Genomic DNA, 13,561 nt, shown 5'->3' on the forward strand with positions numbered 1-13,561 from the left:
GCTGCCCGCGCCGCTGAAAGAAACAGGAGCTTCTCTTCAACAGGCCTTTTGCCCATTGTCAATTGCAGCCGACACTTGGGATACTAATGATATTAGTGTATCTTTCTGCTAAATGCAAGTCCATAGCAAACCCATACACAAGCAAATTCTGATGATGAAATTTTTAGAGAGTTTACTTAATAAAGTATTTAAAAAGAAAATAAAGCAGTTTAATATAAAGGAGGTCTTCACTCCGTCTACTTCTGCCAAGTTAACTTTTGTGGAACGTAAGGATATAGACTCTCAAATCAATAAAGCTTTATTGATTCCTGGTATGCAACTGGTCGTTTATGGCCACTCGGGCAGTGGGAAGACTACAATCATTCAAAATATTTTGTCCTCAAAAACAAAACGTTACATTGTTACGAATTGTATTTTAGACACGTCAATTGGTGAAATAATTTTAGATGCTTTTGATAAACTGAACCCTTATTACACTTCTGAAAAGACTGAAAAGGATACAGCTAAAATAGGGCTAGACCTCAAGTCAAGTTATTTGACTCTAGAGTCAACAATAAAATCTGAACTAACTTATGAGTATGCGGAGAAAAAACAACGGCTTTTGCCTACTCAATTGACACCTCAAAGATTAGCAGAGTTTCTTGGTGCTGCTGAGGTTACATGGATAATTGAGGATTTTCATAAAGTAGCAATTGCTGAAAGGCAGAAATTGTCACAGATATTGAAAATATTTGTTGACGTATCTAATCGATATCCTGGCTCTAAAACAATAGCAATAGGAGCAGTTGGGACAGCACGTGAGATTGTAAACTACGATAGCGAATTGAATAACAGGATTGCTGAAATTCATGTGCCTTTGATGAGCAACGGCGAACTTGAGGATATTATGATTAAAGGGGAAAATTTACTCAATGTAGATTTTGAACCTAAAGTTCATAAGGACATAATTCAGTTTTCAAGTTCTTTAGCATCTATTTGTCATCATTTATGCTTTAGTATGTGCTACAGTAATGGGGTAACAGATACTCAATTGGTGAAGCGTGTTTTTAAGCCTGAAGATTTGCGTGGTGCGATTTTAGATTATCTAAAGCAAAATTCTGACTCATTTAAGGAGACACTAGATAGGGCGTTGAAATCTAGAGATGGTAATTTTGACAAGACAAAACCAATTCTTTCTGCTTTCTGCATTTCTTCAAAGCAAGAGTTGAGCAAAGATGATATTCTTAATTACAAGAATAATAAAAATCTATATGGAAAAAAGGTTATACAATACTTGAATCTCCTTACTACCGTAGATTATGGAGAAATTATCAGGTTCGATGAAAATTCTGGGATGTATTTCTTTTCAAATCCGTTTCTTAAGGCGTATGCAAGTATGCAATTCTCAGAAGATGAAAAGCATAATAAGCCTATTCAGCTTCAACAAGCTAGGGAGCAAGCAAGAATGGAAGAAGTATATTCAATTCTAAAAAGAATGTATTTTGAACAGGGTGAAACAAAAATGCGCGCCCGCAGGATACCACCAAACAAAATACCAAACAGGAAAAGTGCTGGTAAATAAAAGCCTATAAGAAAGGCATCACCTGGCTTTTTATTGACTTTTTGACGCAAAATCCAAAGTGTCATTTTTGATTTTGCCGCCAAAAAGTCCGCTTTCCACCTCTCGCACCCCATTTGCTAGTCCCTTGGTACCGACTTCCTAACCCGAAGCACCCACTTAGAGACGAACGGAAATGGACTTTAAAAACTTCACCATCAAGGCGCAGGAGGCCGTGCAGAAGGCCACCGAAATTGCCGGCGGAAACCAGCAGCAAGCCATCGAAACGGGCCATTTGCTGAAGGGCATCTTCCAGAGCGACGAGAGCGTCTTCTCGTTTCTGGCCAACAAGCTGGGGGCCAATGGCAACATTCTCATGCCGCGGCTCGATGCCATTGTGGCCGCCTACCCCAAGGTGAGCGGCGGCTCGCCCTACTTCGCCAACGACGCGGCCGCCGCCGTGCAGCGCGCCAACGCCGCCATGAAGGACATGGGCGACGAGTTCGTGTCCATCGAGCACCTGTTGCTGGGCATCCTCTCCGGCCGCGATGCCGTGGCCACGCTGCTCAAAGACACGGGCTTCAACGATAAGGACTTGAAGGCCGCCATTCAGGAGCTGCGCGGCGGGCGCAAAGTCACCAGCCCGAGCGCCGAAGACCAGTACCAGAGCCTGAACCGCTACGCCGTGAACCTCAACGAGCAGGTGCGGCGCGGCAAGATGGACCCCGTGATTGGCCGCGACGAGGAAATCCGCCGCGTGCTGCAAATCCTCTCGCGCCGCACCAAAAACAACCCTGTGCTGCTCGGCGAGCCCGGCGTGGGCAAAACCGCCATCGTGGAGGGCCTGGCCCAGCGCATCGTGGCCGGCGACGTGCCCGAAAACCTGCGCGATAAAGTCATCATGAGCCTCGACATGGGCCTGCTCGTGGCCGGGGCCAAGTACAAGGGCGAGTTTGAGGAGCGCCTCAAGGCCGTCATCAAGGAAGTGACCGACTCGGATGGGCAGATTGTGCTCTTCATCGACGAGATGCACACCCTCATCGGGGCCGGCGGCGGGGGCGAAGGCGCCATGGACGCCGCCAACCTGCTCAAGCCCGCCCTGGCGCGCGGCGAGCTGCACGCCATCGGGGCCACCACGCTCAAGGAATACCAGAAGTACATCGAGAAGGACAAGGCCCTGGAACGCCGTTTTCAGGCCGTGATGGTGGACGAGCCCACCCAGGACGACGCCATCAGCATCCTGCGCGGCATCAAGGAAAAGTACGAGCTGCACCACGGCGTGCGCATCACCGACGACGCCGTGATTGCCGCCGTGGAGCTCAGCGCGCGCTACATCACCGACCGGTTTTTGCCCGACAAGGCCATCGACCTCATGGACGAAGCCGCCGCCAAGCTCCGCATCGAGCTGAATTCCATGCCCGTGGAGCTCGATGAAATCCAGCGCCGCATCATGCAGCTCGAAATTGAGCGCGAAGCCATCCGCCGCGAAGACAACCGCGACCGCGAAGCCGTCCTCAGCAAGGAACTGGCCGAGCTGAACGACAAGCGCGACACCCTCAAAGCCCGCTGGGAAAGCGAAAAAGCCGTCCTCACCGGCATTCAAACCCAAAAGGAGGCCATCGAGCAATTCAAGCTGGAAGCCGAGCAGGCCGAGCGCCAGGGCGATTACGCCCGCGTGGCCGAGCTGCGCTACGGCAAGATTCAGGAAGCCGAAGCCAAGCTGAAAGCCCTCCAGGACGAGGCCGCGGCCAACAAAGACGGCGGCACCATGCTCCAGGAAGTGGTGACCAGCGAAAGCATTGCCGAAGTGGTGGCCAAGTGGACCGGCATCCCGGTGAGCAAAATGCTGCAATCGGACCGCGAGAAGCTGCTCCAGCTCGAAGCCGAGCTGGGCAAGCGCGTGGCGGGCCAGGCCGAGGCCATCGCGGCCATTTCGGATGCCGTGCGCCGCTCCCGCGCCGGCCTGCAGGACCCCAAGCGGCCCATCGGCTCGTTCATTTTCCTCGGCACCACCGGCGTGGGCAAAACCGAGCTGGCCAAGGCCCTAGCCGAGTATTTGTTCAACGACGAGAATGCGATGGTGCGCATCGACATGAGCGAGTTTCAGGAGCGCCACTCGGTGTCGCGCCTCATCGGGGCACCTCCCGGCTACGTGGGCTACGACGAAGGCGGGCAGCTCACGGAGGCCGTGCGCCGCAAGCCCTACTCGGTGGTGCTGCTCGATGAAATCGAAAAGGCCCACCCCGACGTGTTCAACATCCTGCTGCAAGTGCTCGACGATGGCCGCCTCACCGACAACAAAGGCCGGGTGGCGAACTTCAAGAACACCATCATCATCATGACCTCAAACACCGGGGCCGACATCATCCAGAAGAATTTCAAAGAGCTGAACGAGTACAACCACGAGGAAGTGGTGGACCGCACCCGCGACGAAGTGCTGGAGCGCCTCAAGCAGCACATGCGCCCCGAGTTCCTGAACCGCATCGACGAAATCGTGATGTTCCAGCCCCTCAAGCGCAAGGAAATCCGCAAGATTGTCGACATCCAGTTCCGGCAAATCCAACAGCGCCTGGCCGAAGCCGGCATCCAGCTCGAAGCCACCCCCGAAGTCCTAGATTACCTAGGCGAAGCCGGTTTCGACCCGCAGTTCGGTGCCCGCCCGCTGAAGCGCGTGCTCCAGCGCGTAATCCTGAACGAGCTGTCGAAAGACATCCTCTCCGGCCGCGTCTCGAAAGACGCCGTGGTAGAAGCCGTGCTGGAAGACGGTGCGGTGAAGTTCGAGAACGTGGAGATGCCGACGGTGTAGTTGTTAGGCGAATTGTAGAATGGGAAAGCCCCGTCAGCGTCGTGCTGGCGGGGCTTTCTATATTCTACTGGCGACTTTAATTGTTAAAATACTTCCGGTCAAGTCTGCGGCGAATGGCATTTGGTAATGTCTTGTTCTTTTCAAAATCACTTACAATTTTAGCTTCGTTGCGTACACTAAATCGCACAATCTTTCCAAAACCAATTAAGCCCGGTGTTCCACCAATAATTAATACAAAAACACCTGCTGGTACGGTGCCAGCCGCTCCAACAGCAATGCGCGTGAAAATCACGGAGCTTCCAGTTAAAATATAGCCGCCTGTGCGACGGCTTTTAAACAACCGATGAATGGCTTGTACCGTGTCGGATGAAACAGCAGGCGAAGTTGTTACAATTGGTGTAGAAGTAGAAGGCTGCGTATTCTGAGCCTGCGCAAAAGCGGAAGTAGAAGTGCCAAAAAGTAGTGCTGAAACGAGTAGATGTTTGTGCATTTCAAGTTTTAATAAAAGGAAGGACCAGTTTCTGCAAGCTACAAATTGCTAAGGTAGTGCGGCCTAGCTGCGCTGCCCGCCGCCGTGCGCCCCGCTCCATGCCCTCGCGGTAGCGACGGGTGCGGGACATGCTGTGCAGCAACGCAACCGTTTTAGCGGCGGTGTACTTGGTAGCATTAGTTTCGGGGAGAGATGTAGGGACTGCAGCAGTGGAGACGGTTTGTCCGCAGACACGAAGCTAAAGAAACAGCAGGAGGCAGAGGAAGCGTAGCATTGGCGTTGGGTAGGGGTATCGGAAGGGGAACGGGACTTTTCAAAACGACCAAATTGCTATGTACTAAACTTGTTTCAGAAGCTAGCTGGATATCATTAGAAACGCCCGTTGCCCTGGCCGCGGTAGCCACGGCGGCGAGGCGGGGCAAGTAAATAAATCCGCCACATCGTTAATATCCAGTTGCGCCAGATTCGGCAGCGCCTGCACGAAGCCGGTATCAGTCTCAAAGCCACCGACGAGGTACTCGACTTCCTGGAAGAAGCCGGGTTCGACCCGCAGTTCGGCGCGCGGCCACTCAAGCGTGTATTGCAGCGCGTGATTTTGAACGAGCTGTCGAAAGATATTCTCTCCGGCCGTGTATCTAAGGATACCGTGGTAGAGGCCGTGCTGGAAGACGGTGCAGTGAAGTTCGAGAACGTGGAGATGCCGGCGGTGTAATTCGCAAGGTTGGTTTAAATGGAAAAGCCCCGTCAGTGTTGTGCTGGTGGGGCTTTTCGTTAATTTTTCTTCTTCAATCAATAGTTCGTATTGAAAAACCTTCCTGCTAATCTTCGTTGCAAATAGCGAGGAAGCTTTTGTGTCTTTTCGTATTTATCTATCTCCGCCATTTCTTTCCTTTTATTGAAACGAATCAAACTTATTGAACCAGGTATCCAAGCTGGTGCCGGACCAATTCCGATAATTAATGCCGAACCTAGTGTATCCGGACAGAAATAGCCACCACAATTCTTGCCATTATTGTCAGCAAGAGTTCCGACGCCTGTCAGCGTTGTAAAGAAGGCGCTGCTTCCAGTTAGCCAGCCGCCAGTACTGCGTTTGCTTTTGAAGAGGTTGTGCAATGCACGCACCGTGTCAGCACAAGTAAATTGTAGTGGAGTACTTACTCTTGACGGTAGGTTTATGCTGGAAACAGTGGTTTGCGCAGTTGCTTTCATGGTAAAAAGTAGCAGCAACAAGGTGAGAGCGAATTTCATGGGGCTGCTTTAGTAGATGGGTCATCAATAGGGCGAAGTACATGTGCCAAAAAGCACTGACCTAATGCAAGCATTGGAACATAAAGTCCTTTTTATTGATGCTTAACTATTGCCTTTTAGCATTTTCAGGCATTATACCTAATTATTTTATTCGAATTCCGCTGCTATGAAAAGTCTCAAGAAATAAAACATATTGTATTTCCATGTTCTGTAGATTGTCTCAGGGCACCTTTTAGAAATGCCCGCTACTGACGCCGCGCTAGCCACGGCGGCGGGCGCGTGGGGTGGGAGTAGAAACTGAAGACACTGTAGCTACTCGTGCCGATTGGGGTGGCGGCCGGGGCGCCGGGAAAGTTTTAGCAGTTCTTTTTCATTCGTCGTATCTTAGATGGGCAAACGCCTGACGTGGCAGACCAAAATAAAATGAAAAAGACCGAAGATATTCCCGCCGAGGTATTGCAAGCGGCTGCGCGGCAAGCATCGTTGCGGGCCGTGAGCGAGAGCCGGGCGCTGGGCCTCACCGTGACGGTTTACGAAAACGGCAAACTGGTGCGGATTCACGCCAACGGGCAGCGTGAAGTAGTGATAGACCATTACCAAAATCTCGGCCGCAAGGCCTGATGATGGCAACTAATACCACGCCCCGTCTGCGCCTGTTTGCGGGGCCCAATGGCTCGGGCAAATCGGCGCTGCTAGACGAATTGCGCGGGCAGTTCAATCTGGGGGTGTATGTTAATGCCGATGAGATTGAGAAGCAGCTGGTCCGGCAGCGTTTCCTGCATCTGTCCGATTACCAGCTAGACGCAAAGCAGGCCGACTTTGCGGCGTTTCTGGCGGGTGGAAAAACGGCCGTGGGAGTGCAGACCAGTCAGGAAATGGGGCTGCACGTTGCCGAAAATATCGTGGTAATGCAGCCGGAAGCGGCGGTCAATTCTTACGTGGCCGCTACGGTGGCCGATTTTCTGCGGCATCAGTTATTGGTGGCCCGGCTCAGCTTCACGTTTGAATCGGTGATGTCGCACCGGTCGAAGCTGGAGTTTTTGCAGTTAGCGGCCGCCAAGGGCTACCGCACCTACCTCTACTACATTGCCACGGAAACCCCGGCCGTAAACGTGGACCGGGTAAGCAACCGGGTGAGCAAAGGCGGGCATGGCGTTTCGACGGAGAAGATTGTGAGTCGATATGCGAAAAGCCTGGGCCTATTGGTGGAAACCATGCAGCAGGTAAGCCGTGCGTATCTGTTCGATAATTCGGGCGCGTCCATTTGGTGGTTTGCCGAGTACGAGCCGGGCAAATTGACAACGATTGGACGGGAGATACCAGAATGGTTTCGGCGAACTTGGATGGGAACCTGAAGACACTGCCGCTACTTGTGCCGCTGGGGTGGCGGCCGGGGCACGGGGCTTTTCTATGATAGCCAACATGATTGGAGATATATATTAGATTGATACTGTATGTGACTAGATTAGCTGTTTGTAATCAGAAGCTTCAATTAAAGCCAATTGCCATGAAGCCTGCCGATTTACATATCGAAGAAGCAAGCAGTGTTCATCCGGCGTCGCGTGGGGTATTCACTATTGGGCGCAAAGTGGGCATCCTGTTGCTGCTGCAGTTAGCAGCGGGCCTCACGCTGCCCTTTATCCTGACGCATGCCCTGACGGTGGGTACGCCGGCTTTCCTGACTGCGGTGGCTAAGGATTCATTTCAGGTCCGCTCGGCGGTACTGCTCTCGTTTGTGGGCTCCGCGCTCACCGTTTATTTGAGCGCCACGGTCTTCCCAATATTTCGGCGCTACAGTACCTCGGCGGCGCTGTTGTTTCTGGTAGTATGTGCGGTTAGCTGCATCCTGGACGTCGTGCAGGCCGGCACTGTTATGTCGATGCTGGCCATTAGCAACCGGTTTGTTGAGGCCGGTGCCGTCGATTCTGAGCTGTACCAAGTGGTTGGGGCAGCAGTGGCTTCTGCGAGGCGCTCGGCCCATGCCAACCAGATACTTGCTATTGGGGTCTGGATGTTTTTCTTCTACGCTTCGCTGTACCGCTTCCGGCTGGTGCCGCGTGGATTAGCAGCCGTTGGGGCAATTGGGGTTATCTCCCAATTCGTTGGCGTCACCCTGATGATGTTCATCGGCTACCCTGCAATCGGGCGAATGGCAATGCCGTTGCTCCCTATTCAGCTTGCTTTTATCGCGTGGCTTATTGCGAAAGGATTTTATAATTCCCCGGCATGGAAGGAATCCGGCGTAGCCTAACCGTAACTAGCCCTGCAGGGAAGATAATGCCGCTACGCATGCCGCGCTTGGTAGCGGCCGGGTAAAGGAACTGCAAGCAGAGCGCTTCATCAGCAGAATGCTGGTGGAGCTTTTTGTTCAGGTGAATAAATAGAAGTCCCAGGATATTACCTGCGTCTCGTGCATAAATTGCCGCGGTAACTCGACAATAGGCGAGCTGGCCTCCCTATTCGCGGCTACCACTGCTGCGTGTTGGGGCTGCGGTGCAGTTGGCAATTTTTTAAGCAGTCATTTCCTGTTAATCTCTACCAGAATGAAACGGATACACCTTTTCGAGTTTGAAGACTTTGCGTGGTTTCCCAACTGGCTCCGCACGTGCCTAACGCGGCTTATGGTGGTGATGCACAAGTTTCTGGGTTCTACACCGGAATTAGCGGAGCTGTTAAAAAAGGCGCTCTTGCACTCCGAAACGGCCGCCATTGTGGATTTATGCTCGGGCAGCGGTGGGCCCATGCTGGAAGTCTACCAACTGCTGAAAGCTGAGTCAGGAGTTGGCCCGGTAAGGTTGACTTTAACGGACCTGTATCCAAATATGGAGCTGGCGGCCCTCGTCAATGGGCGTTCGGAGCCAACCCTGCACTACGAAACCCGGCCCATCGACGCGGCCCGGGTTAGCCCCGAATTGCGTGGAGTGCGCACGATGGTGGGAAGCTTTCATCACATGCCACCGGCTGTGGCCACAAGCATTCTGCGCGACGCCAAAGAAAATAATCAGCCAATTTGCATCTACGAAATAAGCGACAATAGCTTCCCGATTATGTTGTGGTGGATTGCCTTGCCGCTAAATTTTATCATGGCGCTTTTTATTACGCCATTTGCGCGGCCGCTCACCTTCAGGCAGCTGTTCTTCACCTACATCCTGCCTGTTATTCCCTTCTTCTTTGCCTGGGATGGCGCGGTTTCCAATGCCCGCACCTATACTCTCAGTGATATGGACGTCCTGCTTGAGGGCTTAGCATCCGACGACTATACTTGGGAAACCGGACTTATCCCGGGGAAGGCGAAGAAACCATATTTACTGGGCCTGCCGAAAGTAAGGTAGCATTGCTGGTTTCAACCCAGCAGCACTTGCTAAATGCTGACCGGACATATTCTACCGATTGAGCGTATTTCCATCCAGTATCAGGCGTTCCAGTTGGTTGTGTAGTCGCCGTTGGGTGCGTTTGCTTAAGGGCTGGTGTTGTTCATACGCCTGGATGGTTTGCTGCTCTGTGTATTTGGAATTAGCCGCCCACGAAAATGGGCCCAGCAGGGAAAGCGTGATGGCGACCGGGGCCCCCAGCATGGCCCCGTAAGCGTAGCTGTTGGGGTCGGTACTGCCACCTGATATGACGTCGTAGCCGCCTAGCTCCATTTTGGAGCCGGCGTATGCCACCAGGGCGATGCTGACTGGTGCCAGCACAGTTCCTACTTTGCCCCAGGTGCGGCCTCTGCGGAAAAGGGCATGCAGGGCCTGAACCGTGTCGGCGTGCGTGAATACCCGATTATTGGATGACGGACCACTTAACGCCTGCGCATCGCAGGTCAGACCAGCTACCTGTAATAAGCCCCACAAAAGGATGGTGTGTCTCATGGTGCCCAGCTATTTCGTGTAACGATGGCATAATATATAAAATTAAAATTGTTTTTATATAATCTGTTCAGGAGCTGGTCGTGAACAATGAGAGGATGGCGATGAGGAGCAGGTAAGGGAGGAATGGTTTGCCGCTAGGGCTTGCTTTCCAACCAATTTCCGCATGGTGCCAGCTGGCACCATGCGTAGCGACAAGGCAAAAGTCCCGCTGACAACGGCCAGCGGGACTTTTGCTTTGTACTTCACAATTTGCTGTAGTGCTTCTTTGGGTACAGCAGGGTACTGCGGTGGGTGCTGCGCTTAGTAGAAATAATCCGGCGACAACCTGTTGATGAGATTTTTAGGCAGCGGCTTGCCGTCACGGTACGCGTCAACAATGGCTTTTTCATTGGTCTCGCTGTAGGTACTAAGCTTACTAATACCGACTATCAAGGGAAGAGCTACGAAAATGCCGGCCACAACGGCAATGGTTCCGCCGTCGACTTGCGCCTTAGGTTGGATGTTGTAACCAGAGGTGCTGCTGCCACTGCTGTTGCTGCTACCAGCACCCAAAGCGCGCAACAAGGCTAAGCCCCCGCCAGCGGTTACACCTGCCCAGACTTTGCCACCCAGCCGGCGCTTCGTATACAGGCGTCCGATGGCGGCGATGGTGTCGCCCTGGCCCTGGCGTAGCCCTTTCGTTGCCAAAGCCGGCGCGCTGGCGCCGGTAGTAGCAGGAGTAACTGGTGGAGTGGCCTCAGTAGTTTGGGCCTGCGCCGCAAAAGAAAAAACACCGAATGTTAAAATGAGTAATGGTTTCAGCATAAAACGGAAAAAGAATGGAATAGAGCAGATAAAGGTAGCTGCCGAAGGCACAACGAAAGGAATGCCGGCAATACGGCACGGCTATTTCAAGCAAAAAGCCATTGCCAAGTAAGGTCCGGCAATGGCTTTGCTGCGAAGGCATGGGCAAGCATCCGTGGCCCAAGCGGTACTCAAGCCCCCGTGGGTACTGCGCCCAATGTCTTTGGTATTCGGCCCGCTGTTGATTGAGGGCCGGGCCTTTGGCAGTCGGTGCGAAGCATAACATTCGAGGTGTTGCAGATGAAACAATCGTGCACCTTTCGAAACTTTACCGCTCCCGATAAATTAATTTTTGTATAGCTGGTATGTTGAAATATACAGTCTGAAAAAACAGCTTTTTCAGACTGTAATAAGTGGTGATAAATAACGCAGTAGCAAGCGTCGTCATCGTAGCAAATAGCAATAAGTAATTAGGCGAAAATCGCCGGTTATGCCCACTAAGAATGCAGGCTCAGCGCTGGGAGAGCAGGCGGCCGGGCCTGCGCTATTTGGCTTTGCGGACGTACAGATTGCCTTGCAAAGACTTCACGGTGATTTCGGCGCCGCCGCCGTTTACTTTGCCCTGGGTCCAGTTCTCTTGGCTGATGCGGTACACGCCGTTTTGGGCGCTGTTGACGGGTTTGGCTGGCTTTTCCATGGCCATGTCGAAGTCGCTGTAAATGGCACCCATGTCGGATTTCAGCTTCAGGTTGGCCTTTATAGTGGTGGGGAATGTCACGTCTACTTTGCCATTCACGGTCGAGAAAGCCATGGGCGTGTTGGGCGTCACGGCCTTGAAAGTGGCCGTGAGGCTGCCATTCACGGTGTTGAGCAGGGCCGACCCGCCCACGTCGGTTAGCTTAATCGAGCCGTTTACGTTGCTGATTTCCAGTTCGCCGCTCACGTTTTCAATGAGTATGTCGCCGTTTTGTACCGTGCCTACCTGCAGCGAGAAATTCCGGGGAACCTTGATGGTTAAGTCGATGGCGCGGCGGTAAGAGTCGTTTTTCACGGTCACGCGGTTATCCTTTTCCACGGCAGTCAACTCGAAGCCGTCGGCATTGTCGAGGCGGCGCATGCCACCGGTTTCAGCTGCGGGCTTATCGCGCGGGCGGCGCTGGCTCTCGTGCACTACGGCCTCAATCACCACGTCTTTACCACTGTAGCCCACCACGTGAATGGAACCGGCCACTTGCTTCACGTGCAGCAGGCCGGGCTTGTTGGGGCTGCTCAACGCTACGGTCAACTGTTCTTTTTCGGAAGTGTCCTGCGCCGTAGCCGGCAGCACTGCCGCCAGCGCAAACGCGGCGGCCAGGCCTAACGGAAGGAGGTGACGCTTGCGCGCCAAAAGGATATCAGGGAAGCTCATTTCGATTGTTGTTTAATGGTTACGTCGCCGTTTAGGGTTTCGAAGCGCAGGTCGGGCCCGCCATTACCCAGCCGCACGGCCGTTTCCTTGGAGATTTTGTATTTGGTGCCGTTGCCATCGGTCTGCTTGTTCTGGCTTACCTGCGGGGCCAGGCGCTCCGTCTTCGGAAAATCGGTGTACATCTCGCCATGGAAGCTCTTGAAGTGCACGTTGGCGCCGAGGTCGGGCGGGTAGGTAGCAATGATTTGGCCGTTGATGGTGTGGTAGGTGCAGGGCCCGCCAGGGTTGCGGGCGTAGGTCACCTCCACGTTGCCATTCACGGTGCGGGCGTCGGTAGCACTCCTGGCGTTTTTGATGCTGACGCTGCCATTCACGTTGTGCGCGTGCAGCGTGCCGGCCACGTCTGCAATGGTCACCTGGCCGCCGTTCACGGTGCTCACGTGCAGGTTGAGCTGGGTGGGCACCTTCACCGTGTAGTTGATGGTGTAGCGGTAGCGCGGCGAGTCGTGGTCCCAGCGCGAGCGGTGGTTGTGCAGGTCCTGGTTAGGGCGCGAGTCGTGCGGGCCGGTGGTGTAGGCGATGATGCTGTCGTTGCGCTGCACGAAGGCCAACTGCACCTCCTTCTTGCCGGCTTCGAGCAGGGTGTCGTCGGGTGCGGTCACCGTTTTCGTGACCTCCAACAGCACCTTATTGCCGGCGTAGCCTTCCACTGCCACCGAACCGAAGAGGTTGTACACGGCCAGCACTTGGCGGCTGGCGTCGCCCTGCACGGTAAATTCTTTCGTGATTTTTTCGGTGGCTTCCTGCGCCTGCGCGCGGAGCGGGGCGCTAAATAGCCACAGTGTCGCGAAGGTCAGCGGCAGGCTCATCGTGCTTTTCATGGGTTTGCGGGGTTAAGGGGTCGGGGTGCCGGCCGGTGGAGAGCGTTTGGATGCTGCTTTCAATTTTGGTTTTCACGGTTTCGTTGAGGCCGGTTTGGCGCAGCAGCTGGCGCAGCGGCTGCACCGAGCGGCGCACCTGCAGCTGCACCATCACATCGGCCAGGGCCGACTGCACCAGCGGCGAGTCCTGCAGGGTGAGGGAGCGTACCAGGCCCTGCCGCACCACCGGGTCCTGGCCCAGCTGGGCCAGCGCTTCCAGGGTAGCCAGGCGCACATTCACGTTGGAGTCGTTGTTCAGGGTACTCAGCAGAGCCGTCACCACTTCTTCGTTGGCCTTGGCAATTTCCTTCGACTGCCCCACCGCCCGCAGCCGCTGCGTGGCGGAGGGGTTCTGGAGCATGGTGAGCAGCATTTTCTGCTCCTTAGCGTCAGCCGTAGTGGTGGCCATAATATTCGCACTTCCTGTATCTGAGCGATTATTAACTGATGTTACGCAGTATTTTTCCGATTTAAATACGCTTTTCGATGGCCTGCACGCTGGATTT

13 protein-coding genes and 1 pseudogene are annotated in these 13,561 nt (G+C 53.6%); 7 read left to right on the top strand and 7 right to left on the bottom strand.

Features of this window, described 5'->3' with window-relative positions:
- The first annotated feature begins 151 nt into the window (after positions 1-151).
- Positions 152-1,561 carry a hypothetical protein gene (locus tag ABD837_RS08390; protein WP_345052825.1) on the top strand — a complete coding sequence of 470 codons (1,410 nt, stop codon included), beginning with the start codon at positions 152-154 and terminating at the stop codon, positions 1,559-1,561.
- A 172-nt stretch (positions 1,562-1,733) separates the two neighbouring features.
- A complete protein-coding gene (gene clpB / locus ABD837_RS08395; RefSeq protein ID WP_345052827.1) occupies positions 1,734-4,343 on the top strand; it encodes an ATP-dependent chaperone ClpB in 2,610 nt (869 codons plus the stop codon).
- A gap of 76 nt (positions 4,344-4,419) precedes the next feature.
- Here clpB and ABD837_RS08400 read toward each other — a convergent pair whose 3' ends face one another.
- Positions 4,420-4,833, bottom strand: a complete 414-nt coding sequence (locus ABD837_RS08400; protein ID WP_345052830.1) for a hypothetical protein — start codon at positions 4,831-4,833, stop codon at positions 4,420-4,422.
- Between the two features lie 430 nt (positions 4,834-5,263).
- On the opposite strand from ABD837_RS08400, the pseudogene ABD837_RS08405 reads away from it, so the two are divergent.
- Positions 5,264-5,545, top strand: a pseudogene (locus ABD837_RS08405) (type VI secretion system ATPase TssH); the annotation flags it as partial.
- Positions 5,546-5,622: 77 nt separating this feature from the next.
- Here the strand turns inward: ABD837_RS08405 and ABD837_RS08410 are convergent.
- Complete coding sequence (locus tag ABD837_RS08410; protein ID WP_345052832.1) at positions 5,623-6,081, bottom strand: hypothetical protein; 459 nt, start codon at positions 6,079-6,081, stop codon at positions 5,623-5,625.
- Between the two features lie 423 nt (positions 6,082-6,504).
- Between ABD837_RS08410 and ABD837_RS08415 the strand changes: the two genes are divergently transcribed.
- The 4 genes from ABD837_RS08415 (at position 6,505) to ABD837_RS08430 (ending at position 9,413) form a co-directional block, all read left to right on the top strand.
- Positions 6,505-6,702 carry a hypothetical protein gene (locus ABD837_RS08415; protein ID WP_345052835.1) on the top strand — a complete coding sequence of 66 codons (198 nt, stop codon included), beginning with the start codon at positions 6,505-6,507 and terminating at the stop codon, positions 6,700-6,702.
- On the top strand, positions 6,702-7,436 hold the full coding sequence (locus ABD837_RS08420) for an ATPase (protein ID WP_345052837.1): 735 nt from the start codon (positions 6,702-6,704) through the stop codon (positions 7,434-7,436). The genes ABD837_RS08415 and ABD837_RS08420 overlap by 1 nt, the downstream gene beginning before the upstream one ends.
- 152 nt (positions 7,437-7,588) lie before the next feature.
- A complete protein-coding gene (locus ABD837_RS08425) occupies positions 7,589-8,332 on the top strand; it encodes a DUF4386 domain-containing protein (protein ID WP_345052839.1) in 744 nt (247 codons plus the stop codon).
- Between the two features lie 292 nt (positions 8,333-8,624).
- Complete coding sequence (locus ABD837_RS08430) at positions 8,625-9,413, top strand: hypothetical protein (protein ID WP_345052842.1); 789 nt, start codon at positions 8,625-8,627, stop codon at positions 9,411-9,413.
- Positions 9,414-9,464: 51 nt separating this feature from the next.
- On the opposite strand, the gene ABD837_RS08435 is transcribed toward ABD837_RS08430, so the two are convergent.
- The 5 genes from ABD837_RS08435 to ABD837_RS08455 form a co-directional block, all read right to left on the bottom strand.
- Positions 9,465-9,944 (bottom strand): hypothetical protein, encoded by a 480-nt coding sequence (locus ABD837_RS08435; protein WP_345052845.1) that lies wholly within the window; start codon positions 9,942-9,944, stop codon positions 9,465-9,467.
- 300 nt (positions 9,945-10,244) lie between these two features.
- The gene (locus tag ABD837_RS08440; protein ID WP_345052849.1) at positions 10,245-10,748 is read right to left on the bottom strand and encodes a hypothetical protein; all 504 of its coding nucleotides are present in this window, start codon (positions 10,746-10,748) and stop codon (positions 10,245-10,247) included.
- Between the two features lie 523 nt (positions 10,749-11,271).
- Positions 11,272-12,135, bottom strand: a complete 864-nt coding sequence (locus tag ABD837_RS08445; protein ID WP_345052850.1) for a DUF4097 family beta strand repeat-containing protein — start codon at positions 12,133-12,135, stop codon at positions 11,272-11,274.
- Positions 12,132-13,016, bottom strand: coding sequence for a DUF4097 family beta strand repeat-containing protein (locus tag ABD837_RS08450; protein WP_345052853.1), 885 nt, complete (start codon positions 13,014-13,016; stop codon positions 12,132-12,134). Before ABD837_RS08450 ends, ABD837_RS08445 begins: the two co-directional genes overlap by 4 nt.
- Positions 12,964-13,464, bottom strand: coding sequence for a HEAT repeat domain-containing protein (locus ABD837_RS08455; RefSeq protein ID WP_345052855.1), 501 nt, complete (start codon positions 13,462-13,464; stop codon positions 12,964-12,966). Before ABD837_RS08455 ends, ABD837_RS08450 begins: the two co-directional genes overlap by 53 nt.
- Between the last annotated feature and the right edge of the window lie 97 nt (positions 13,465-13,561).

The organism is Hymenobacter glaciei, assembly GCF_039539585.1.
Lineage (GTDB): Bacteria > Bacteroidota > Bacteroidia > Cytophagales > Hymenobacteraceae > Hymenobacter > Hymenobacter glaciei.

Excerpts from the sequence above, each read along its gene's own strand:
- ABD837_RS08390 (WP_345052825.1), top strand. The coding sequence starts at position 152 with ATGATGAAATTTTTAGAGAGTTTACTTAATAAAGTATTTAAAAAGAAA.
- clpB (WP_345052827.1), top strand. The coding sequence starts at position 1,734 with ATGGACTTTAAAAACTTCACCATCAAGGCGCAGGAGGCCGTGCAGAAG.
- ABD837_RS08400 (WP_345052830.1), bottom strand. The coding sequence starts at position 4,833 with ATGCACAAACATCTACTCGTTTCAGCACTACTTTTTGGCACTTCTACT.
- ABD837_RS08410 (WP_345052832.1), bottom strand. The coding sequence starts at position 6,081 with ATGAAATTCGCTCTCACCTTGTTGCTGCTACTTTTTACCATGAAAGCA.
- ABD837_RS08415 (WP_345052835.1), top strand. The coding sequence starts at position 6,505 with ATGAAAAAGACCGAAGATATTCCCGCCGAGGTATTGCAAGCGGCTGCG.
- ABD837_RS08420 (WP_345052837.1), top strand. The coding sequence starts at position 6,702 with ATGATGGCAACTAATACCACGCCCCGTCTGCGCCTGTTTGCGGGGCCC.
- ABD837_RS08425 (WP_345052839.1), top strand. The coding sequence starts at position 7,589 with ATGAAGCCTGCCGATTTACATATCGAAGAAGCAAGCAGTGTTCATCCG.
- ABD837_RS08430 (WP_345052842.1), top strand. The coding sequence starts at position 8,625 with ATGAAACGGATACACCTTTTCGAGTTTGAAGACTTTGCGTGGTTTCCC.
- ABD837_RS08435 (WP_345052845.1), bottom strand. The coding sequence starts at position 9,944 with ATGAGACACACCATCCTTTTGTGGGGCTTATTACAGGTAGCTGGTCTG.
- ABD837_RS08440 (WP_345052849.1), bottom strand. The coding sequence starts at position 10,748 with ATGCTGAAACCATTACTCATTTTAACATTCGGTGTTTTTTCTTTTGCG.
- ABD837_RS08445 (WP_345052850.1), bottom strand. The coding sequence starts at position 12,135 with ATGAGCTTCCCTGATATCCTTTTGGCGCGCAAGCGTCACCTCCTTCCG.
- ABD837_RS08450 (WP_345052853.1), bottom strand. The coding sequence starts at position 13,016 with ATGAAAAGCACGATGAGCCTGCCGCTGACCTTCGCGACACTGTGGCTA.
- ABD837_RS08455 (WP_345052855.1), bottom strand. The coding sequence starts at position 13,464 with ATGGCCACCACTACGGCTGACGCTAAGGAGCAGAAAATGCTGCTCACC.